The 22,391-nt window shown below is 62.3% G+C and carries 14 protein-coding genes; 7 read left to right on the top strand and 7 right to left on the bottom strand.

Going from position 1 to position 22,391, the window contains the following annotated elements; all coding sequences use genetic code 11:
* Window positions 1-59: 59 nt before the first annotated feature.
* The 3 genes from relA to cysM all read right to left on the bottom strand — a co-directional run bounded on the left by relA (window position 60) and on the right by cysM (window position 4,690).
* On the bottom strand, window positions 60-2,306 hold the full coding sequence (gene relA / locus M1D78_RS06765) for a GTP diphosphokinase (protein WP_437419967.1): 2,247 nt from the start codon (window positions 2,304-2,306) through the stop codon (window positions 60-62).
* 94 nt (window positions 2,307-2,400) lie between these two features.
* Window positions 2,401-3,756: a 23S rRNA (uracil(1939)-C(5))-methyltransferase RlmD gene (rlmD, locus tag M1D78_RS06760; protein ID WP_437419968.1), complete on the bottom strand. Its 1,356-nt coding sequence runs from the start codon at window positions 3,754-3,756 to the stop codon at window positions 2,401-2,403.
* Window positions 3,757-3,787: 31 nt separating this feature from the next.
* Complete coding sequence (cysM, locus tag M1D78_RS06755; RefSeq protein ID WP_437419969.1) at window positions 3,788-4,690, bottom strand: cysteine synthase CysM; 903 nt, start codon at window positions 4,688-4,690, stop codon at window positions 3,788-3,790.
* Window positions 4,691-4,910: 220 nt separating this feature from the next.
* On the opposite strand from cysM, the gene ggt reads away from it, so the two are divergent.
* Window positions 4,911-6,707 carry a gamma-glutamyltransferase gene (gene ggt, locus M1D78_RS06750; RefSeq protein WP_437419970.1) on the top strand — a complete coding sequence of 599 codons (1,797 nt, stop codon included), beginning with the start codon at window positions 4,911-4,913 and terminating at the stop codon, window positions 6,705-6,707.
* Between the two features lie 112 nt (window positions 6,708-6,819).
* Here the strand turns inward: ggt and M1D78_RS06745 are convergent, their stop codons facing one another.
* Both M1D78_RS06745 and M1D78_RS06740 read right to left on the bottom strand, forming a co-directional pair.
* Window positions 6,820-9,573, bottom strand: coding sequence for a response regulator (locus M1D78_RS06745; RefSeq protein ID WP_437419971.1), 2,754 nt, complete (start codon window positions 9,571-9,573; stop codon window positions 6,820-6,822).
* Window positions 9,574-9,674: 101 nt separating this feature from the next.
* Entirely contained in the window at window positions 9,675-10,301 is a 627-nt protein-coding gene (locus M1D78_RS06740; RefSeq protein ID WP_437419972.1) for a trimeric intracellular cation channel family protein, read from the bottom strand.
* 122 nt (window positions 10,302-10,423) lie between these two features.
* Here M1D78_RS06740 and M1D78_RS06735 point away from each other — a divergent pair, with 122 nt between their 5' ends.
* A complete protein-coding gene (locus M1D78_RS06735; RefSeq protein ID WP_437419973.1) occupies window positions 10,424-11,356 on the top strand; it encodes an HTH-type transcriptional regulator ArgP in 933 nt (310 codons plus the stop codon).
* A 4-nt stretch (window positions 11,357-11,360) separates the two neighbouring features.
* Window positions 11,361-12,077, top strand: a complete 717-nt coding sequence (locus M1D78_RS06730; protein WP_437419974.1) for a 4'-phosphopantetheinyl transferase family protein — start codon at window positions 11,361-11,363, stop codon at window positions 12,075-12,077.
* Between the two features lie 32 nt (window positions 12,078-12,109).
* Here the strand turns inward: M1D78_RS06730 and M1D78_RS06725 are convergent, their stop codons facing one another.
* Both M1D78_RS06725 and M1D78_RS06720 read right to left on the bottom strand, forming a co-directional pair.
* The gene (locus M1D78_RS06725) at window positions 12,110-13,714 is read right to left on the bottom strand and encodes an ATP-binding protein (RefSeq protein WP_437419975.1); all 1,605 of its coding nucleotides are present in this window, start codon (window positions 13,712-13,714) and stop codon (window positions 12,110-12,112) included.
* Window positions 13,711-14,430, bottom strand: a complete 720-nt coding sequence (locus tag M1D78_RS06720) for a winged helix-turn-helix domain-containing protein (RefSeq protein WP_437420380.1) — start codon at window positions 14,428-14,430, stop codon at window positions 13,711-13,713. Before M1D78_RS06720 ends, M1D78_RS06725 begins: the two co-directional genes overlap by 4 nt.
* A 766-nt stretch (window positions 14,431-15,196) precedes the next feature.
* Here M1D78_RS06720 and M1D78_RS06715 point away from each other — a divergent pair.
* The 4 genes from M1D78_RS06715 (at window position 15,197) to M1D78_RS06700 (ending at window position 22,352) form a co-directional block, all read left to right on the top strand.
* Window positions 15,197-18,091 (top strand): ribonucleoside-diphosphate reductase subunit alpha, encoded by a 2,895-nt coding sequence (locus M1D78_RS06715; RefSeq protein ID WP_437419976.1) that lies wholly within the window; start codon window positions 15,197-15,199, stop codon window positions 18,089-18,091.
* A gap of 463 nt (window positions 18,092-18,554) precedes the next feature.
* Window positions 18,555-19,805, top strand: coding sequence for a ribonucleotide-diphosphate reductase subunit beta (locus M1D78_RS06710; RefSeq protein ID WP_437419977.1), 1,251 nt, complete (start codon window positions 18,555-18,557; stop codon window positions 19,803-19,805).
* A 76-nt stretch (window positions 19,806-19,881) separates the two neighbouring features.
* Window positions 19,882-21,024 (top strand): FRG domain-containing protein, encoded by a 1,143-nt coding sequence (locus tag M1D78_RS06705; protein ID WP_437419978.1) that lies wholly within the window; start codon window positions 19,882-19,884, stop codon window positions 21,022-21,024.
* A gap of 812 nt (window positions 21,025-21,836) precedes the next feature.
* A complete protein-coding gene (locus M1D78_RS06700) occupies window positions 21,837-22,352 on the top strand; it encodes an REP-associated tyrosine transposase (RefSeq protein ID WP_437419979.1) in 516 nt (171 codons plus the stop codon).
* Window positions 22,353-22,391 lie beyond the last annotated feature (39 nt).

The following is a 22,391-nucleotide window of genomic DNA, read 5'->3' as shown; positions in this document are numbered from 1 at the left end:
GAGCAAAGAGCGGGTTAGGCTTCAACAACCCCAGATCGAGTGCAGCAGCTCGGAGCAGGTCAGGTGGTGCGTTGACGCTTCGCCTCGATGATGTTCGGCAGCTGCGATATCCGCCCCAACAGGCGCCCCAGCGCGCCCAACCCGGGAATCTCGATGGTCAGCGACATCAGCGCAGTGCTGTCTTCCTTGTTGGAGCGGGTGTTGACGGCCAGCACATTGATCCGCTCGTTGAGCAAGATCTGCGAGACGTCGCGCAGCAGGCCGGAGCGGTCATACGCCTTGATGATGATGTCGACCGGGTATGTCTTCTCGGGGATCGGCCCCCAGCTGACCTGGATGATCCGCTCCGGCTCACGCCCAGCCAGCTGCAGCACGGACGCGCAGTCCTGGCGATGGATGCTGACCCCGCGCCCGAGGGTTATATAGCCGACGATCGGGTCGCCCGGCAGCGGCTGGCAGCAGCCCGCCATCTGAGTGAGCAGGTTGCCGACGCCCTGAATCTGCACATCGCCACGCTTGCCGGGCTTGGTGCTGGTCGGGCGCTTGGGAATCAGTTCGAGCTGGTCGGTGCCGCCATCCTCGGGCTCGACGAGCTGCTGCGCATGGTTCACCAACTGAGACAGGCGCAGGTCGCCAGCCCCGAGCGCGGCGAACATGTCTTCGGCGGTCCTGAGATTGGCCTTTTCAGCGAGCTTGTCGAAGTCCACCGGCGGCAGATCGAGGCGCCCCAGCTCGCGCTCCAGCAGCGCCTTGCCGGCCGCGACGTTCTGGTCGCGTGCCTGCAGCTTGAACCAGTGAACGATCTTGGCGCGCGAGCGCGAGGTGGTGATGTAGCCGAGGTTAGGGTTCAGCCAGTCGCGACTGGGCGAGCCGTGCTTGCTGGTGATGATCTCGACCTGCTCGCCGGTCTGCAGGCTGTAGTTGAGCGGCACGATGCGGCCGTTGACCTTGGCACCCCGGCAGTTGTGGCCAATTTCGGTGTGCACCCGATAGGCAAAGTCCAGCGGCGTGGCGCCCTTGGGCAGGTCGATGGCGTGGCCGTCGGGGGTAAACACGTAGACACGGTCCGGCTCGATATCCACGCGCAGCTGGTCGGCCAGCCCGCCGATGTCACCCAGCTCTTCATGCCACTCGAGCACCTGCCGCAGCCAGGCGATCTTTTCCTCGTAGTGGTTGGAGCTGGAGTTGACGTCCGTGCCCTTGTAGCGCCAGTGGGCGCACACGCCCAGCTCGGCTTCCTCGTGCATGGCCTGGGTGCGGATCTGCACCTCGAGCACCTTGCCCTCCGGGCCGAGAACCGCGGTGTGCAGCGAGCGATAGCCGTTTTCCTTGGGGTTGGCGATGTAGTCGTCGAACTCGCGCGGAATGTGCCGCCACAAGGTATGCACGATGCCGAGCGCGGTGTAGCAGTCGCGGATCTCAGGGACGAGCACCCGCACGGCGCGAACGTCGTAGATCTGGCTGAACTGCAAGCCCTTCTTCTGCATCTTCCGCCAGATGGAATAGATGTGTTTTGCGCGACCGTCGATCTCGGGATGGATGCCGGCGGCGTTCAGCTCGTCCTTCAGTTGCTGCACGACGCTTTGGATGTATTGCTCGCGATCCAACCGTCGCTCATGCAGCAACTGGGCGATCTGCTTGTACTGTTCTGGTTCCAGGTAGCGGAAGGAGAGGTCTTCCAGCTCCCACTTGATATGGCCGATGCCCAGGCGATGGGCCAGCGGCGCGTAGATATCGAACACTTCGCGGGCAACGCGATGACGCTTGTCGTCGTCTGCATGCTTCACCGCGCGGATGGCGCAAGTACGTTCGGCCAGCTTGATCAAGGCAACGCGCACGTCGTCGACCATCGCCACCAGCATCTTGCGAAGGTTCTCGACCTGCGTCTGGGTGCCGAGCACCAGCGATTCGCGCGGGTTGAGACTGGCGCTGATGGCAGCCATGCGCAGCACGCCTTCGATCAGTTTGGCCACCACCGGACCGAATGTCTGCTGCACATCGGCGAGCTGAATCTTGCCCTCTCGCACGCCGCGGTACATCACGGCAGCGACGAGGCTGTCCTGATCGAGCTTGAGGTCGGCGAGAATCTCGGCAATCTCCAGCCCTGTCTGGTAGCTAGACGTGCCCTCGCTCCACAGGTTTTGCGCGGCGTTGGCTTGCTGCTCGGCCGCACGCGCAAATTCGCACGCCTGCTTGAGCGCGTCGCGGTTGAGTGCCGGGTCCATCCCCAGCACATGATCGAGCCAGCCTTCGAGATTGATACTGCCGTCGGTGTTGATTGGCTGAAGCGCTCTGACCTGGACCATCTTTCTGCCTTCCCTTTACGCATCGCTGCGTCGAATACGCCGACTTTCTGGGGTCGGTCGATAAAACCTCAGGCATATGCCTGCAATCGCTGCGCTAGGCAGGCCGCCGAAACAGCGCCATGGCCTCGACATGCGCGGTCTGCGGGAACATGTCCAGCACGCCTGCCCGCTCCAACCGATACCCCTGACGAACCAGCTCGGCCGTATCACGCGCGAGGGTCGCAGGGTTACACGAAACATAGACCACACGCTCTGCGCCAATGGTCTCGATTTGCCTGACGACCTCCAAGGCGCCATCACGTGGCGGATCGAGCAGCACGGCTGAGAAGCCGCCCGATGCCCACGGGGCCTCGGCCAGCGGCTTCGACAGGTCCGCCTGATGAAAGTGCGCATTATCCAGACCGTTGCGCTGGGCATTGGTGCGCGCTCGATCGACCATTTCTGCCACGCCCTCCACGCCGGTGACCTCCGCGCCGGACCGGGCCAGCGGCAACGCAAAGTTGCCCAGGCCGCAAAACAGATCCAGCACCCGCTCACCCGGCGCCGGTTTCAGCCAATCCAGCGCCTGGGCGATCATCGCCTCGTTCACCGGCGCGTTGACCTGCACGAAGTCGCCCGGTCGCCATGCCAGTTCCAATGCCCACGCCGGCAAGCGATACCCCAGCGTCGCGCCCACCTCGGCTGGCTGCGGCTCGCCGTCACCCTGCAACCAGAGCTGCACGCCCTGCGCATCGGCGAACGCCTTCAACTGCTGTACATCGTCATCCACCAGCGGCGCGGTGTGCCACACCAGCACGGCTTCGGCCGTTCCGCTGAAGAGTTCGACATGCCCGATGGCCTGCGGCCGAGCGAGCCCATGCAAGACGGCCAGCAATGCCGGCAACAGCGTCTGCAAGGGCTGTACCAGCACTGGGCACTCCTGGATCGAGACGATGTCCTGGCTCGCGCTGGCGCGAAAGCCAACGTTCAGCCGACGCGCCTGTGGGTCCCAGCGCACCGCCAGCCGTGCGCGGCGGCGGTAGCCGAAGTCCGGCCCGCTCAGCGGGTCGGCCCACTGCAGCGGCTCGACTCCAGCGAGCCGCGACAATTGCTCGGCGAGGCTGCGCTGTTTCAGTGCCAGCTGTTCGGCGCCCGGCAGGTGCTGCAGGTTGCAGCCGCCACAGACGCGAGCATGGATGCACGGCTCCTCGCGACGCACCGAACTGGCGGTAAGCACCCGTTCGGTGCGCGCCTCTACGATCTGGCTGCGCGCGCCAAGCACACGCGCCTCGATGCTTTCGCCCGGCAGCGCGCCCTCGACGAACCAGGTGCGCCCCTCGACAAAGGCAATGCCGCGGCCATCATTGGCCAGGCGCTGTACTTCTACGCGCTGCTTCTTGCCGGTCGGAATCTGCGCCTTGCGTTCGCCGCCGCTGGGCTGGAAGCGCAATCCGCTGCTGCGTCTGGCCATTTAACGTACACCCTGCCGGCGGACGCGTATTTCAGCGCGGCTGATCATAGACACCTGTGGACAGGTAGCGGTCGCCTCGGTCACAGATGATCGCCACGATCACCGCGTTCTCCAGTTCTTGCGACAGACGCAAGGCCGCCGCCACCGCGCCGCCGGAAGAGACGCCACAGAAGATGCCCTCCTCGCGCGCCAATCGGCGCATGACGTCCTCCGCCTTCGCCTGGCTCATGTCGACGATGCGATCGACCCGGTCGGCCTGGTAAATCTTGGGCAGGTACTCCTGCGGCCAACGGCGGATGCCGGGGATCGCCGCGCCCTCCATCGGCTGCAGCCCGATAATCTGTACATCCGGGCTCTGCTCCTTGAGATAGCGCGACACGCCCATGATGGTGCCGGTGGTGCCCATGGAGCTGACGAAATGGGTAATGCTGCCGCCCGTTTGCCGCCAGATTTCCGGGCCGGTGCTGGTGTAGTGCGCTTCTGGATTGTCGCCGTTGGCAAACTGGTCGAGCACCTTGCCACGCCCCTCAGCCTGCATGCGCAACGCCAGGTCACGCGCGCCCTCCATGCCCTCCTCTTTGCTGACCAGGATCAGCTCAGCGCCGTAGGCGGTCATTGCGGCCTTGCGTTCGGCGCTGGAGTTGTCCGGCATGATCAGGATGAAGCGATAACCCTTGATCGCAGCGGCCATCGCCAGGGCGATACCGGTGTTGCCGGAAGTGGCCTCGATCAGCGTATCGCCAGGCTTGATGTCGCCCCGAGCCTCAGCGCGCGCAATCATCGACAAGGCCGGGCGATCCTTCACGGACCCGGCGGGGTTGTTGCCTTCGAGTTTAAGCAGGATGGTGTTGCTGGTTTCGCCAGGCAGGCGCTGCAAACGAACCAGTGGGGTATTGCCGACGCAATCGGCGATGGTCGGGTACTGAATGGTCATGACTTCGATGTACCGCACGGCATGAGAAAGGCGCACATGATACCGGCAACCCGAGGCGTCGGGCAGACCGCTGCTCCGTTGCCGCACCGCATGAATGCCGCGAGCGGGCTGGCATTGCCCCGGTTATCTGTATCGCCTCGTTTCGATCTGCCTTGGCAGAACCTGCTTCGTCGTCTAGGTCTATAGAACCGACATCCCGCTCTATGACAAGGAACACCGCATGCTCAACGGACGTGCCTTACTGGTCCCCGCCGCCCTTCTCGCGGCGCTCGCCGCTTGCACCCACAACGATCGAACCGACGACACCACGCCCCCCTCGCCCGAGGCAGGCAGCGGCTACACACCCAAGCCCGGTTGGCAGGCCGACCGCTTCGCCGTGGCAGCGGCCAACCCGCTGGCGACCCAAGCCGGCTACGACGTTCTCAAGGCCGGTGGCAGCGCGCTGGACGCTGCCATCGCGGTGCAGATGGTGCTGACCCTGGTCGAGCCGCAGTCGAGCGGCATCGGCGGCGGCGCCTTCCTGCTGCACTGGGACGGCCAGGAGATCGTCGCGCTCGATGGTCGCGAAACCGCGCCTGCCGCGGTCGACGAGACGCTGTTTCTCGAACCCGACGGCACGCCGATGGCGTTCCAGAAAGCGGTGGTCGGCGGCCGCTCCGTTGGCGTGCCGGGCACCCTCAAGATGCTCGAAAAGGCACACAGCCAGTACGGCAAGTTGCCGTGGCGCGATCTATTGCAACCGGCGATCCGCATGGCACAAGACGGTTTCGAGGTGAGCCCGCGGCTGCATGCACTGCTGCAGAGCGACCCATCGCTGCGCGACAACCCGCCCGCTGCTGCTTTCTATTACCAACCGGACGGTACGCCCTGGCCCGTGGGCCATCGCCTGCGTAATCCTGCGCTGGCGGAGCTGCTTCAGGCCATCGCCGAGGACGGCAGCAGCGCTTTTTACGAAGGCAAGAACGCCTATGCGCTGGTCAAGCAGGTCAACGACCATCCGACCAACCCGGGGCAGATCGCCTTGAGCGATTTGAACGTCTACGAGCCCCGCCAGCGCGACCCGATCTGCACGCTCTGGCAGTCGCAATACCAGGTATGTGGATTCCCGCCGCCATCGTCCGGGCACATCACCCAGATGCAGATCCTTGGCATCCTCGAACACCTCGGCCCGCTGCCGCCGCTGGACCAGGGCGTGCCCTCCGTCGATTTCCTGCACCGCTACAGCGAAGCCTCGCGCCTGGCCTATGCCGACCGTGCGAAATACCTGGCTGACCCGGATTTCGTGCCGGTTCCGGGGCGCACGTGGAACAGCATGCTGGCCCCTGACTACCTTCGCCAACGCGCTGAGCTGATCGGCCCACGCAGCATGGGCACCGCGCAGCCCGGCGAGCCGGGTCCGATTCCGGTCGCCTTGGCGTCTCAGCCTGAACAGCCTGAGTATGGAACCAGCCACATCAGCATCGTCGATGCCGACGGCAACGCCCTCGCCATGACCACCACCATCGAGCAAGGCTTCGGGTCTCGCCTGCTTAACGATGGCGGCACGGGCCTACCTGGCGGCTACCTGCTGAACAACGAACTGACCGACTTCGCCTTCGAGCCACGTGACGCCGACGGCCGCCCAGTTGCCAACCGGGTCGAGCCGAATAAACGGCCACGCTCGAGCATGAGCCCGACGCTGGTGTTCGATGCCACTGGGGAGACGCTGCTGGCAAGTGTTGGCTCGCCGGGCGGCGCGGCCATCATTCATTTCACGGCCAAGACGTTGCTCGGCATGTACGGGTGGGGGCTCGATGCGCAGCGAGCCATCGACCTGCCAAACTTCGGTAGCTTCAACGGCCCCACAGTGCTCGAAGCCGGCCGCTTCCCACCCGCCACGCCGAGAGCGCTCGAGGCGCGTGGGCATGAGGTCAACGAGATGGAAATGACCAGCGGCCTTCAGGCCATCCAGCGCACCGAGGACGGCTGGTTCGGCGGCGCCGACCCGCGACGGGAAGGCGTAGTGATGGGCGAATAACCCGCCAGGGACGCTTACGCATTCGCCGCGAGGGCGCGGCTCCTACAAAGCCGTGCTCACGCCTGACTTCGTGGAGGCCCGACCCCGGGCCGAACTCAGCGTGCAGGCGCGATCAGACTACCCGCGCTTCGTGTTCGAGTCGCTCGATCGCACTGTCCAGCTCGTCCAGCGCCTGCGCGGCGCTGGGGTGGTTCTGCTTGAGCAAGGTCTCGCTGCGCTCGCACGCCGCGCGTAGCTGAGGCACGCCGCAATACCGCGTGGCACCGTGCAGGCGGTGCACGCGGTCGATCATGCCCTGCTGGTCGCCGGCCAGGCGGGCGTCACGGATCGCCCGGCGGTCGTCTTCCAGCGTTGCCAACAGCATGCTCAGCATGTCCGCTGCGAGATCAGCCTTGCCGGCGGCTAGGCGCAAGCCCTCTTCGGCATCCAATACCTTGAGGTTGTTTTCCAGCGGTACTGGCTCGATGGGCGCGGCCAGGAAGCTTCGCGTCAGCGGCAAGCCGGTCCACTTGAGCACGACCTGCGCCAATTGCCGCTCGCTGACCGGTTTGGTCAGGTAGTCGTCCAACCCACTCTGCAACAGCGAGCGCTTCTCGTTGGACAGCGCATGCGCCGTCAGGGCGATGATCGGCAACGGCGGTTGGCCGCTGTCGACTTCCCACTGGCGGATCGCCTCAGTGGTCTGGCGGCCGTCCATGCCGGGCATCTGCACGTCCATGAACACCATGTCATAGCTCTTGCGCTTGACTGCTTCGAGCGCCTCCTGGCCGCTGCTGACCGCATCGGCCTCCCCGCCCATGTCGTTGAGCAGGGTTTCGAGCAGCAGCAGGTTGGCGGGGTTGTCGTCGACGCACAACACACGCGGTGGGCGACTTTCCGGCAGCAACGGCAGATCGACAATAGCCTGCGCCGGGCGCAGCAGATCGAGCAGCACGCGCTGCAGCTTGCGGGTGCAGGCCGGTTTGCCCTGCAGCTGGGTATGAGTGTGGGATTCCGGCAAGGCCTCGTGGTAATGCGCCTGCTCGGTGGTCGGGCACAACACGATGCACTTGCAGCCCAGCCCCTCGAACTCCCACAACCGCTGGCACAGCGGCTGGGGTGCGATTTCGCGGCTGGTCACGCCGAGCACGGCGATTTCGATCGGCGTGTCGCCCGTGCGCGCCTCGGCGACGGCGTCCTGCAACTGGTCGAGCGTGTCGAACGACAACACCTCCAGGCCACAGCCCTCCAGCTGATGTTGCAGTGCCTGGCGCGCCAGCGGGTGTGCTTCCAACAAGCCGACCCGGCGACCGAGCAACACGGCACGGGGCAAGTCCTCGATGTCGTCGCGCGCCTTGGGCAGGCTGAGGCTGATCCAGAACTCGGACCCTTCGTCTGGAATGCTGTCGACGCCGATCTCGCCACCCATCTGTTCGATCAGGCGCTTGGAAATGACCAGGCCCAGGCCGGTGCCGCCTGGTTGGCGCGACAGCGAATTGTCCGCCTGGCTGAAGGCCTGGAACAGCGAGCGCATGTCCTGGTCGGTCAGGCCAATGCCTGTGTCCTGCACGCTGATGCGCAGCTGCGCACGGTCGCCGCGCTCGTCCTCGACCATGGCCCGCACGACGATGGTGCCCTCGTTGGTGAACTTGATCGCATTGCTCACCAGGTTGGTCAGCACCTGCTTGAGCCGCAACGGATCACCCACCAGCGACAGCGGCGTGTCGCGGTAAACCAGGCTGACCAGTTCCAGGTGTTTGGAATGTGCCGCTGGCCCGAGGATGGTCAGGGTGTCTTCGATCAGGTCGCGCAGGTTGAACGGGATGCTGTCGAGCACCAGCTTGCCGGCCTCGATCTTCGAGAAGTCGAGGATCTCGTTGATGATCCCGAGCAGGCTGTCAGCGGACTTTTCGATGGTCGACAGGTAATCCTGCTGACGCGGTGTCAGGTCGCTTTTTTGCAGCAAATGGGTGAAGCCAAGGATGCCGTTGAGCGGCGTACGGATTTCGTGGCTCATGTTGGCCAGGAACTCGGACTTGATGCGGCTGGCCTCCAGGGCTTCCTTGCGCGCCAGGTCCAGCTCGATGTTCTGGATCTCGATGGTTTCGAGGTTCTGCTGTACGTCCTCGGTGGCCTGGTCGATGCTCTGCTGCAGCTCCTCACGGGCGCTGAGCAGCGCCTCGGCCATGCGGTTGATGCCTGCCGCCAGCTCGTCCATTTCATGGCTGCCGAGCGGAGGAAGGCGGGTTTCCAGATGGCCCTCCTTGAGCTGCGCCACGGCCATCTTGACCTTGTGCAGCGGCCGGCTGATGGCACCGCTCATGCGCAGCGCCAACAGCGCGGTGATGATCAAGCCCGCGCCAATCAGCAACAAGCTGGTGAATAGACTGCGGTAGCCGCGCAACAGGGTGCCCTGATGCGACAGCTCGAGTTCGAGCCAGCCGATCTGGCGCATGTCGTTGCCGAGGCTGTCCGCCGCCAGGTTGAGGTGCTTGCCGAGGATCGGCAGCAGGATGCGCGTCGTATCGACGCTGCTGACGCGGGTCAGGGCCTCGGGATCGGCCGGCGGCGAGGGGGTGACCATATTCGGCCCGGCGTGGGCCAGCACGTTGCGCTCGGTATCGAGGATGGTCACGGCGCGCACGTCGGGCTGGTCGAGCACCTGGTTGAGAATGCGCTGCAGCCGCTTGCTGTAGCCCTGGGCCATCGCCGGCGCCGCCAGAGGCGCCAGTTGCTGGGCCACCAACTGGCCGCGCTCGTCGAGCTGGTGGCGCATTTCCGACAGCTGCATCCAGGTGAAATAGATGCCCAGTATCACGGCCAACGCCGTGGCTGGCAGCAGCGTCAGCGCCAGTACGCGACTTTTGATTCCCAGGTCTTTGAGCACGGATCCATCCCCTTGTTAACCAGCGCGCTAGTGTAGCGGCTCGGCGGGCTGGAATCTGCTCAGTAGCGCGCTCAGGCGACGGGGCGCACCCGGCTTGCCGGTCAGTCCAGACCGCGAATATCCCGGCCCTGGAAATCCGGCAGTTTCCAGTGGAAGGTCATGGCCAGCACGCGGAAGAGAAAGCCGGCGCAAAGCGTCGCCAGCGAAGCGATCGAATTGCTGACGCCCAACCACAGCAGCCCGACGTAGAGCACGCCGGTGAACAAGGCCACGGTGGCGTACAGCTCGCGTTGCAACACCATCGGTACCTCGTTGCACAGGATGTCGCGTAGCAGGCCGCCGAAAACACCGGTGATGACGCCCGCCAGCACGACGATCGACAGGTGAACGCCCATTTCCATCGCCACGCCGCAGCCGATCACTGTGAAGGCCACCAGTCCCAATCCGTCGACGAGCAGAAATACCTGCCGCAGGTGGTGCATATGCCGCGCCACCATGGCAGTCACGATCGCCGCCCCCACGGTGAACGCGAGGTACTCCGGGTGAGCGATCCAGCCGATGGGGTAATGGCCGAGCAACACGTCGCGTGCCGTTCCACCGCCCAATGCCGTCACGGTGCCCAGCAGGCAGATGCCGAACAGGTCCATCCCCCGGCGCATCCCCATGATGGCGCCGGACATGGCTTCGGCAGTAATGGCGACCAGGTAGATGACATGCAGCAGTTCCATGGCGACTCCAAACGGGGCACGGCGGGTGAAAGGCGCGCGATTATGGGGCACACTTCCGAACAATCGGCCTGGCTAAGCAAATGTAGGCTATACAAATATTTCCTTAATCAAGGAAAACCCGCTTGAATCTCGACCCCAAGCAGACTGAGGCCTTTCGCGCGGTCATCCGTACCGGCAGCTTCGAGCAGGCCGCCGTGCAGCTACACCTCACCCCACCGGCCATCTCGCAACGCGTGCGCGCACTGGAAAGTGCCTTGGGCAATGCCCTGGTCGTGCGAAGCCGGCCGTGCCGCCCGACCGAGACCGGCCGGCGGCTGCTGCAATACCTCAAACGCGCGAAATTGCTGGAAGCCGATCTGCTTGCTGAACTGGCCGAGCGCAGCGATGCGCCGCTAGTGGTGGTCGCCGCGCTGAATGCCGACAGCCTCGGCACCTGGTTCTTCCCGGCGCTGTCCGAGGTGCTGATTCGCGAACGCGTGCTGCTGGACCTGACCGTCGAAGACCAGGACCACACCTACAACCTGCTGGAAACTGGCCTGGCGATCGGCTGCATCAGCACCGAACCAAAGCCCATGCGCGGTTGCACCGCCAGCCCGCTGGGCAGCATGCGCTACCGGTTGGTCACCTCCAGCGCCTTTCGCCAGCAGCACTTTGGCAACGGCCTGACCCGAGCGGCGGCACGCAAGGCACCGGTCGTTGCCTACACGCGCAAGGACAGCCTCACCGCCTCCTTCCTGCTCAACCAGCTAGGCCTGCCGGACGGCGCCTACCCCTGCCACTTCGTACCCGGCGCCGAACCGCACTTCAGCGCGATTCGCTACGGGCTGGGCTACGGCATGGTGCCGGAGCTGCTGCTCGGAGAGGCACTGGCGCACGGCGACGTCGTCGATCTGGCTCCCGACGCACCACTGGACATCGCGCTGTACTGGCACACCTGGAAAGTGCAGTCGCCGCGGATGGAGAACCTGTCGCGCCAGATCATCGAAGCCGCCCCCAGAATTCTGGCCCGCCCGGCCACAGCCGCTCCCGGCAAGCCTGGGAATACGGCAGACTAGCGCCATGACTGCCCACTCGCCCCATCCCGCCTGTTGCTCGCCATTGCACGACGCCTGGCCATTCCGCCAGCGGTTGCCTGGCGCCCAGTTGATCAGTACGCGCTTTGACCCCACCCGGTTCGATCCGGAAGACCTGTTGCGCTGGGGCATGCCGCCGGTAAACGGCGTAGACAAACGCCGCACCGAATTTCTCGCTGGCCGGCTCTGTGCACGCGAGGCGCTACAGCGCACCCTCGGAACGGCTGCCATTCCCACAGTCGGCGAGGACCGTGCGCCCTGCTGGCCGCCGGGCGCCGTCGGCTCGATCACCCATGGCGCCGGCTGGGCAGCAGCCATCACCGCACGCGACGAGTATTGGCGCGGCTTGGGGCTGGATGTGGAAAAGTTGCTGCCAGTGGCCCGGGCCGATCGACTGGCGGCCGAGATCCTGACGCCCACAGAGCTACATGACTACGCCGCGTTGGACGAAACGCAACGCGCACATCGCGTCACCCTGACCTTTTCCTTCAAGGAAAGCCTGTTCAAGGCGCTCTACCCACTGGTGAACAAGCGCTTCTATTTTCAGGACGCGGAACTCATTCATCACGATGACCAAGGGGCGGCCGGCCTGCGCCTGCTGACAGACCTGTCCGCCGAGTGGCGCGCCGGGAGCGAACTCGACGGCCAGTTCTGCCTGTTCGACGGTTACCTGCTCAGCCTGATCAGCGTTCCACACGCTTAGCTGGTAGCTGGGCATCGGCCATTGCCGTCGCGCTATCGCGGCACCTTGGCCGTCTGCCGACGAGGCCATGTCAGGCTGAAGCGCGCCCCACCGAGTTCACTGTGACCGATGTGAGAGCGGCCGCCATGCCAATACGTGATGCGCCGCACGATCGACAGGCCCAGACCGTGCCCTCCGGAGGCGCGGGTGCGGCTGTCATCCAGCCGCAGGAAGGGCGTGAACACTTTCTCCCACGCCTCTTCCGGTACGCCTGGGCCATCATCGTCAACGGAGAGCGTCACGCGCTCGGCATCGAGGTGAAAACTGACCTCCACGCGTGATTCAGCATGGCGCATGGCATTGGTGACCAGGTTGCTCAGCGCCCGGCGCAGGTAACGCGGCTCCCCCTCGACAAGGCTGTCGCCTTCGCTGCTCGGCCCACGCAGGACCTGAACGTCAGCGCGTAACGGCGCCAACTCGCCGATGACCTGATCGACAAGCGCGGCCAAGTCCACCGCTTGGAAATTCAGCTCTGGCGAGCCGCGTTCCAGGCGCGTGTAGACGAGCATCTCATCGACCAACCGGTCCAGGTCATCGATGTCACCGTCCATCCCGTGCAGGTACTTGGTCTGCGCTTCGGCAGTTTGCGCGTCAGCAGCCATTTCAAGCCCGAAGCGCAGGCGTGCCACGGGGGTGCGCAGCTCGTGGGCTACGGCGCTGACCATTTCGCGCTGCACCGCCAGCAGGCGTTGCAAGTGGCTGGCCATGCCGTTGAACGCCCGAGCCAGCCGTGCGACCGAGTCGGTGCCGGCATCCGGTACGCGGGTTTCGAGGTTGCCGCCAGCGATGCGCGTCGCCGCCCGCTCCACCACGCGCATGCGCTGCTCCAAATGGCGAACCAGCAGATAAACCGTCAGGCCGATCAACGACAGGCCAAGCACGGCGATGGCGATCAGCAATTCGGCGGGATAGGGGTTGAACTGATGCAGCGGCCCCATCGACATGATCCAGGGCGTGCCGGCGACCGCCGCGAACACGTGAATCGCCTCGCCACCCCGCACCAGCGCCATCACGGTATCGCCCTCGTCGAGTCGGCGACGCTGGTCGTCGTCGAGGCTGGCACTGTTGCGCGTCAGCAGCTCCAGGTCATAACCGAAACCGCGATCCTCCTTGAGTTCAGCCAAGCGCTGCGGCTGTTCCTCCTCGGGATAGCGGACCAGCTCGTCGATCAACAGGTAAATGGTCGCCCGCGCCAGCTGCTCACTGAGCTGTTCGACCTCGCCGGTGAGCACCAACCGGTCCGTCCCGCTGACCAAGGAATACACCGTCACGCTGTTCGGCCGCAGCTGCTCGACCAACACCTGCCCGTTGAGCAGGCGCGTTTCCAGTCGCGGCTCCAACCGGACGTCTTCCAAGGTACGCACCCGCAGCGGGATGCCCAGCAAGCGACCCCAAAGGTTGGCTGCCTGGCGCCGCTCGATGGGCGTCATGCTCTGCATGTTGTACGCCATCAGGCGGAAGGTACCTGCGGCCAGGGTTTCGCGATGGTGGTCGGCGCGGACTTCGTTGAGCTGTTGCAAGGCAACCGTGCCCAGCAGGCCGACCAGCACCAGCACGGCGAGCATGCCGCCGTAGATCCGCAGGAATATGGAGTTCACTGCAGCGCTTCGGCTGCTTCGGAAACGAAGAGATAGCCCTTGCCACGCACCGTCTTGATCAGGCGCGGGTGATCGGGGTCGTCCCCGATCTTGGGCCTGATGCGCGAGATGCGCACATCGATGGAGCGATCCTGGCCGTCGTATTCGATACCGCGCAGCTCGGCGAAGATCTGTTCGCGAGACATGATCCGGCCCGGGTTGGACGTCAACAGCCACAGCAGGTCGAATTCGGCACCGGTCAATTCGATGCTCTCTCCACGCAGCCAGGCTTCACGCAGCGCGCTGTCGACTACCAGCGGCCCATACTGCAGGCGCTTGTTCGGCGCGGGCGCAGCCTCGCTCCCCTCCCGCCGACGAAGCAAGGCACGGATGCGCGCCAGCAGCAGCCGGGGTCGCACCGGTTTACAGACATAATCATCGGCGCCGATCTCGAGCCCCATCACCTGGTCGAGGTCATCCGCTCGCGCGGTCAGCATCAAGATTGGGCCGTCGTAGCGGTGGCGCACCTTGCGGCAGATGCTCAGGCCGTCTTCGCCGGGCAGCATGAGGTCGAGCACGACCAGGTCGGGGCGTTCGGTGAGGATGCGCTCGGCAGCGACAGCACCGTCGCCCTCGATCGCTACCCGCAGGCCGTTGCCTTCAAGGTATTCGCGCGTGAGCGCGGCCAACCGTTGGTCATCTTCGACAATCAGGATGTTCCACGACTCTTGATCCACCATGCGCCCTCCAGACAACGGCCCGGCATTGTAGCGCCAGCGCAGCGCCTTGGTGCAGCACCGCGGAACGGCCCGATAACCGCCGTCAAAAGTCCGCTCACAGCGCCTTGGATATCCAAAAACCCGACTTTGACAAAACACCACATATAGTGTTTGCGTCCCAGCCGTTTCATCACTCGAAACGAGGCTGAGCGACCGGTATTTCATCCGAACGCCGCCAAGCCCTGTACTGGCAAGGCATAGACCGAATGGCGCACAGCTCACCCACATCTTATCCACAGGTTGTTCCGCTCTCGCGCCTTGCGCACGTGTGAAACGGGCACTATCTTGTCGTCCCTAGCCGCTTTAACCCCATATGTTGGGTGTATTTAGCGAAGCAGACACAAACGGCGAAAAAAGCAAGCAAAAAATTTTGCACTCGCTTTCTGCCGGCGCCGGCCTCGCCTAAGCACGCAAAAAGCACAGGCGGGCCCCGGGCTGACAGCCCTTAACGTTGATTGCAATCAAGACCAGCAGTAGCGAACGCGATAGATGCGTCACACAACATCTTGTGTTTCGAGGTTGAGAAGTTAACAACGCCTGACTATGCTCGGAGCATTCGATTCGCCACCCACTGGTGCCGGATCGTTTTCATTTTTCAGACCCATGTGCCGGTTCGCCGGGGCATGGTTCATGCAGTGCCAGACCGACCGTACGAGAACGCGGCCGCCCCCGAGGCAGGCCCAACACCCACGATCTACCGAGACAGAGAGAATCCGGAGACCCCATGCAGAACGAGTCCATTCGCGAGAACCCGCTGGCAGCCGATGGCACGCTGGACCTGGCCGCCACGGCGCCGGGCCAGCTGCGCGTGATCAAGCGCAACGGTACCGTCGTCCCCTACACCGATGACAAGATCACCGTCGCCATCACCAAGGCGTTTCTCGCAGTGGAAGGCAACAACGCCTCCGCCTCGTCGCGCATCCATGACACCGTGCAGCGCCTGACCGAACAGGTCACCGCCACCTTCAAGCGCCGCATGCCTTCCGGCGGCACCATCCACATCGAGGAAATCCAGGACCAGGTCGAACTGGCCCTGATGCGTTCCGGCGAGCAGAAGGTTGCCCGCGACTACGTGATCTACCGCGAATCGCGCACCCAGGAGCGCAAGCGCGGCGCGGTCGACGTACCGGTCGACGCCCACCCGAGCATCCGCATCAAGCGTGCCGACGGCAGCCTGTCGCCGCTGGACCTGGGACGCCTGAACACCATCATCACCGAAGCCTGCGAAGGCCTCGAAGAAGTCGATGGCGCGCTGATCCAGAAAGAAACCCTGAAGAACCTCTACGACGGCGTCGAGCAGACCGACGTCAACACCGCCCTGGTGATGACCGCCCGCACCCTGGTCGAGCGTGAGCCGAACTACTCCTACGTCACTGCACGCCTGTTGATGGACACCCTGCGCGCCGAAGCCCTGAGCTTCCTCGATGTCGCAGAAGCCGCCACTCATCACGAAATAGCTGACCTCTACGCCAAAGCCCTGCCTGCCTACGTGGAAAAGGGTGTCGAGTTCGAACTGCTCGATCCGCGCCTGAAGGAATTCGACCTGGCCAAGCTGGGCGCCGCGATCAACCACGAGCAGGACCAGCAGTTCACCTACCTCGGCCTGCAGACCCTCTACGACCGCTACTTCCTGCACAAGGACGGCGTGCGCTTCGAGCTGCCGCAGATCTTCTTCATGCGCGTCGCCATGGGCCTGGCCATCGAGGAAGAACAGCGCGAAGCCCGCGCCATCGAGTTCTACAACCTGCTGTCGTCCTTCGACTACATGGCCTCCACGCCGACCCTGTTCAACGCCGGCACCCTGCGTCCGCAGCTGTCCTCCTGCTACCTGACCACCGTGCCGGACGACCTGGGCGGCATCTACGACGCCATTCGCGATAACGCCCTGCTCTCCAAGTTCGCCGGCGGCCTGGGCAACGACTGGACCCCGGTACGTGCACTGGGCGCCTACATCAAGGGCACCAACGGCAAATCCCAGGGCGTCGTGCCCTTCCTGAAAGTGGTCAACGACACCGCGGTGGCGGTCAACCAGGGCGGCAAGCGCAAGGGCGCGGTCTGCGCGTATCTCGAAACCTGGCACCTGGACATCGAGGAATTCCTCGAGCTGCGCAAGAACACCGGTGACGACCGTCGCCGTACCCACGACATGAACACGGCCAACTGGATTCCGGACCTGTTCATGAAGCGCGTCTTCGACGACGGCAAGTGGACCCTGTTCTCGCCGAGCGAAGTACCCGACCTGCACGACCTCACCGGCAAGGCCTTCGAGGAGCGCTACGAGTACTACGAAGCCCTGATCGAATACGGCAAGATCAAGAACTACAAGACCCTGCAGGCCAAAGACCTGTGGCGCAAGATGCTGTCCATGCTGTTCGAAACCGGCCACCCATGGCTGACCTTCAAGGACCCGTGCAACCTGCGCAGCCCGCAGCAGCACGTCGGCGTGGTGCACAGCTCCAACCTCTGCACCGAGATCACGCTGAACACCAACAAGGACGAGATCGCCGTCTGCAACCTGGGCTCGATCAACCTGCCGCGCCACATCGTCGACGGCAAGCTCGACACCGCCAAGCTGGAGCGCACCGTGCGCACCGCCGTGCGGATGCTCGATAACGTCATCGACATCAACTACTACTCCGTGCCGCAGGCGCAGAACTCCAACTTCAAGCACCGCCCGGTGGGCCTGGGCATCATGGGCTTCCAGGACGCGCTGTACCTGCAGCACATCCCCTACGGCTCCGATGCCGCCATCGACTTCGCCGACAAGTCCATGGAAGCGGTCAGCTATTACGCCATCCAGGCCTCCTGTGACCTGGCCGACGAGCGCGGTGCCTACGAGAGCTTCCAGGGCTCGCTGTGGAGCCAGGGCATCCTGCCGCTGGACTCGCAGCAGATCCTCATCGAAGCGCGTGGCCAGAAGTACATCGACGTCGACCTGACCGAGTCCCTGGACTGGGCGCCGGTCCGTGCCCGCGTCAAGAACGGCATCCGTAACTCCAACATCATGGCCATCGCACCGACCGCGACCATCGCCAACATCACCGGCGTGTCGCAGTCCATCGAGCCGACCTACCAGAACCTGTACGTGAAATCGAACCTCTCCGGCGAATTCACCGTGATCAACCCCTACCTGGTTCGCGACCTCAAGGCGCGCGGCCTGTGGGACGCGGTCATGATCAACGACCTCAAGTACTACGACGGTTCGGTACAGCAGATCGAGCGCATCCCGCAGGAGTTGAAGGACCTCTACGCGACCGCCTTCGAAGTGGAAACCAAGTGGATCGTCGACGCCGCCAGCCGCCGCCAGAAGTGGATCGACCAGGCCCAGTCGCTGAACCTCTACATCGCCGGCGCCTCGGGCAAGAAGCTGGACGTGACCTACCGCATGGCCTGGTACCGTGGCCTGAAAACCACCTACTACCTCCGTGCCCTGGCCGCGACCAGCACCGAGAAGTCCACCGTCAACACCGGCAAGCTCAACGCCGTGTCCAGCGGTGGCAACAGCGGCGCCAGTGCTGCGCCGGCGAAAGCCGCACCAGCGCCAGAAATGTCGGCAGGTCCGGCACCGGTGCCAAAAGCGTGCGCAATCGATGAGCCAGACTGCGAAGCCTGCCAATAAGTAAGTAGTTGAAAGTCGCGGTCCCCAGAGCGGACCGCGCGTTGTTGCCGGTCAGGCCGGCCCCCATCACGTACATGCGTACGCTCAGGGGCTCCGACCCGCCCGGCGCCTAGCGCTGCCTCGCTCAGCTTCGCGCTCACACCGAGCTGCTGCGACCAGTTTCGCTTTTCGCTTTTCGCTTTTCGCTTTTCGCTTTTCGCTTTTCGCTTTTCGTAGGAGCGAGCTTGCTCGCGATCAGCTATCCGCCAACTCCCGATCTGAGTTAGTGCAATAGCAGAGGCCAGCCCTGCTCCAGTCCCCTCGCCCCTCCGGGGAGAGGGCTAGGGTGAGGGGAAAACCCTCAGAACAAAACAAAGGCCGGGCCCAAACCCCGACCCAACAAAACACCCGCTTTTGCGTGCACACACAAAAGCCCAGAACATTCCCGACCGGCCGCGCCGGTCCCCAATCAGGAGAAACCGCCATGCTGAGCTGGGACGAATTCGACGAAGAAGAAACCACCACCGCCGCTCCGGCTGCCCCACAAGCCGCTGCCGCCAGCAACGAAGCCCCCGCCAAACTCGACCAGGACGCCGCCGGCTCTGTCGAAGAAGCACGCGCCGTTGCCTCTGACGACTCCGCTGCCGTCGCCCGTGCCAAGAAGGCCCTGGACGACCTCGACATCCAGGAAGGCCTGGACGAACTCGAAGGCGAATCCGCCCGCGTTCACGTCGGCGACAAGCAGATGATCAACGCCCGCGCCGACCTCAACCAGCTCGTCCCCTTCAAGTACGACTGGGCCTGGCAGAAGTATCTGGATGGTTGCGCCAACCACTGGATGCCGCAGGAAGTGAACATGAACGCCGACATCGCCCTGTGGAAGAGCCCGGACGGCCTCTCCGAGGACGAGCGCCGCATCGTCAAGCGCAACCTCGGCTTCTTCTCCACCGCCGACAGCCTGGTCGCCAACAACCTCGTGCTGGCCGTGTACCGCCTGATCACCAATCCCGAGTGCCGCCAGTACATCCTGCGCCAGGCCTTCGAAGAGGCGATCCACACCCACGCCTACCAGTACTGCATCGAATCGCTGGGCATGGATGAAGGCGAGATCTTCAACATGTACCACGAGATCCCGAGCGTCGCGAAAAAAGCCAGCTGGGGCCTCAAGTACACCCGCTCCATCTCCGACCCGACCTTCCAGACCGGCACCGTCGAGACGGACAAAGAGTTCCTACGCAACCTCATCGCCTACTACTGCGTACTGGAAGGCATCTTCTTTTACTGCGGCTTTACCCAGATCCTCTCCATGGGCCGCCGCAACAAGATGACCGGCACCGCCGAACAGTTCCAATACATCCTGCGCGACGAGTCCATGCACCTGAACTTCGGCATCGACGTGATCAACCAGATCAAGATCGAAAACCCACACCTGTGGGACGCCGCCATGAAGGACGAAGCGACCCAGATGATCCTCCAGGGCACCCAACTGGAAATTGAATACGCCCGCGACACCATGCCCCGCGGCGTCCTCGGCATGAACGCCTCGATGATGGAGGACTACCTCAAATTCATCGCCAACCGCCGTCTGACGCAGATTGGGTTGAAGGAAGAGTATCCGGGTACCACCAACCCGTTCCCGTGGATGAGCGAGATCATGGACCTCAAGAAAGAGAAAAACTTCTTTGAGACGCGGGTTATTGAGTATCAGACGGGTGGGGCTTTGAGCTGGGATTGATCAACGGTAGTAATTCGAGCGCCGCCAAGGAAAGGACATAAGCCCCGCTAAGCGGGGCTTTTTTGAGACTGCACATATGAGACAAGTATTCATTTGCGCTAACTCCACTGGCTTACTGCAAGGAAACGAAGATCGTCTTGTCGAAATTGGCGCTATAGAAATCAGTAGCCGGGAACTTACAGGAAAACATTTTCACTGCTACGTGAATCCATCAAGCAATGTGCAAGAACGCGCAATCACCAAGCATGGCATCACGGATGAATTCCTTTCAGACAAGCCACTTTTCAGCCAAGTTGCGAACGAGCTAGACGACTTCTTAGATTCCGCCGAAATTCTCGTAAACACACAGGCAGAGCTACAGCTTCTACAGAGTGAGTTCGCTTTACTCCGCACGCTCCCCAAAAACCCCCAATTAAGAAGATCTAGCAGGCCAGGCACCGTACAAGACCTCCTGACTAGCAGCTCGTACGAACAGTACAAAGAGGCGGAGAAAGTATATAGATCTCAGTGCCGGGATCTGTATGGTGCTTTATTGGAGGCAGAGATATTTGCTGACGCCTACCTAACTGCCACAAAGAATGAAGTTATAGTTTCCAGCATTGGTGATTTTCTAGAGCGGGTTAGTACGTCAGACCCTAACGACCTATTCCGAGGCGTTCCCGACAGAAATTTCAAACTACTACCTTCTTTATTCAGACATGAAACTACTGGGCATAAAGCCCGAGAAGATAAGATGATGTGGGTCTTCAAAGCGCACTCTCGGCCTCATCTCGAAAAGCAGCCCGACAATGATATCCAATGGCTGACACTTGCTCAGCATCACGGCCTTCCCACGCGGCTTCTTGATTGCACTTTCAGCCCTCTTGTTGCGTGCTTCTTTGCCGTAAGAGAATTTCCAGAGCGCGACGGAGCCGTTTACCTTTACGAAGCCAGGGAATACAAAAGAGAAGAAAAAATCAACATACAGAAGCTAACCAAACCTGTTGAGTTTCTTCCAGCGCACGGTTCGAAAAGAATCACAGCTCAATCTGGAGCATTCACGATCCACCCAGACTGCTGCCAGGAAATAGACGAACCAAAGATCTTAAAATTAATAATTCCAAGCAATCAAAAATCCTTTTTTCTAAAGAATTTGACAAAGTATGGAATTAACAACTCAACTATATTCCCAGATCTTGACGGCCTGTGCGCTCACATAAAAAAACAGCAAGGATACTAGCCAAATGCGAGTAAACAGATGTGAAGTAAGCCGAATCCTCACCCCGCCCCTCGCATCGGCACAAAAGGTAACAAATGAATAAAATAGGTACAATTGCGACAATTAGTATCTCAGTCTTAGCTCTAACCATCTCTGTATGGCAAGGTTATGCATCACGAGAACACAATCGCCTGTCAGTAAGGCCGTACTTACAAAGCACTCCTTATCTTGAAGGGCCCGGCAAACGAAACGGAATATACATTTCGAATTACGGCCTGGGCCCCGCAATACTAAACAAAGCCACCATAAGCATAGACGGAACTACTCACTCACTTTCTAAAGACATATGGGAGCACGCACTCAAATCCATAGATATAGATGACCTATGCTTCTCTAAGTCTTGGATACCCCAAGGCTCAATCATCCCTGCAGACAAAGAGATCCCACTAATAAAACTATCGTCAGTGGAATCCTCACGCTGCTTACTAGAAGCATCCAAGTTTCTAAGCCAGCACGACTTAATGCTTACCCTTGAATACACATCAATGTATAGCGAAAAAATTAAAACCAAGAACAATTTTAATATGAGAAGTTTCGGAAGTGATCTTTCCCGAGCTCTTAGCGAGGTAGCGAGGTAGCGAGGTAGCGAGGTAGCGAGGTAGCGAGGTAGCCTGGGCATAACGTGTGAAAAAGGCTTCGCCGTTTTCCACCCTACCTCCGGTAACGTCGATGCGTCGGCGGTGTGGGCGGGTGAGATGGCGTAGGGTGGATAACGCTTTGCTTATCCACCGAATATGGACCTCCTGCCAACACGACGCTCAAGGATGAGCCGCATGTCTCGATACCGCCGTGCCCAGGTGCCGGGTGCGACCTATTTCTTCACGGTCAATCTGCGTAACCGCAGAAGCGATCTTCTTGTCCGTCACATCGACCTTCTCCGCAAGACGGTGCGGGCCACCAGGGAACGACACCCCTTTCATATCGATGCCTGGGTCGTCTTGCCTGACCACATGCATTGCGTCTGGACGCTACCCGACGACGATGCAGATTTTGCGCTGCGCTGGAAGGTCATCAAGTTCTCATTTGCTAGGCGGTTGCCAAAAACCGAGGTGCTGACGGCAACGCAACGATCCCGTGGCGAGCGAGGGATCTGGCAACGGCGTTATTGGGAGCATCTGATTCGTGACGAGCGCGATTACCGGCATCACGTTGACTATGTTCACCTCAACCCACTGAAGCATGGATGGGTCACCCGCGTCTCTGACTGGCCCTACTCCAGCTTTCATCGGGCCGTCAGGGCCGGCGTATATCCCCGAGAGTGGTGTGGCGAATTGACGGGATCCGGCTGAATAAGGGAGGCGAACCGCAATCGCTTGGAAAAGGCTTTG

Source organism: Pseudomonas sp. SA195, assembly GCF_054131565.1.
The sequence above is the reverse complement of the archived record's forward strand: the minus strand, read 5'-3'. Positions and strand labels throughout refer to the sequence as shown.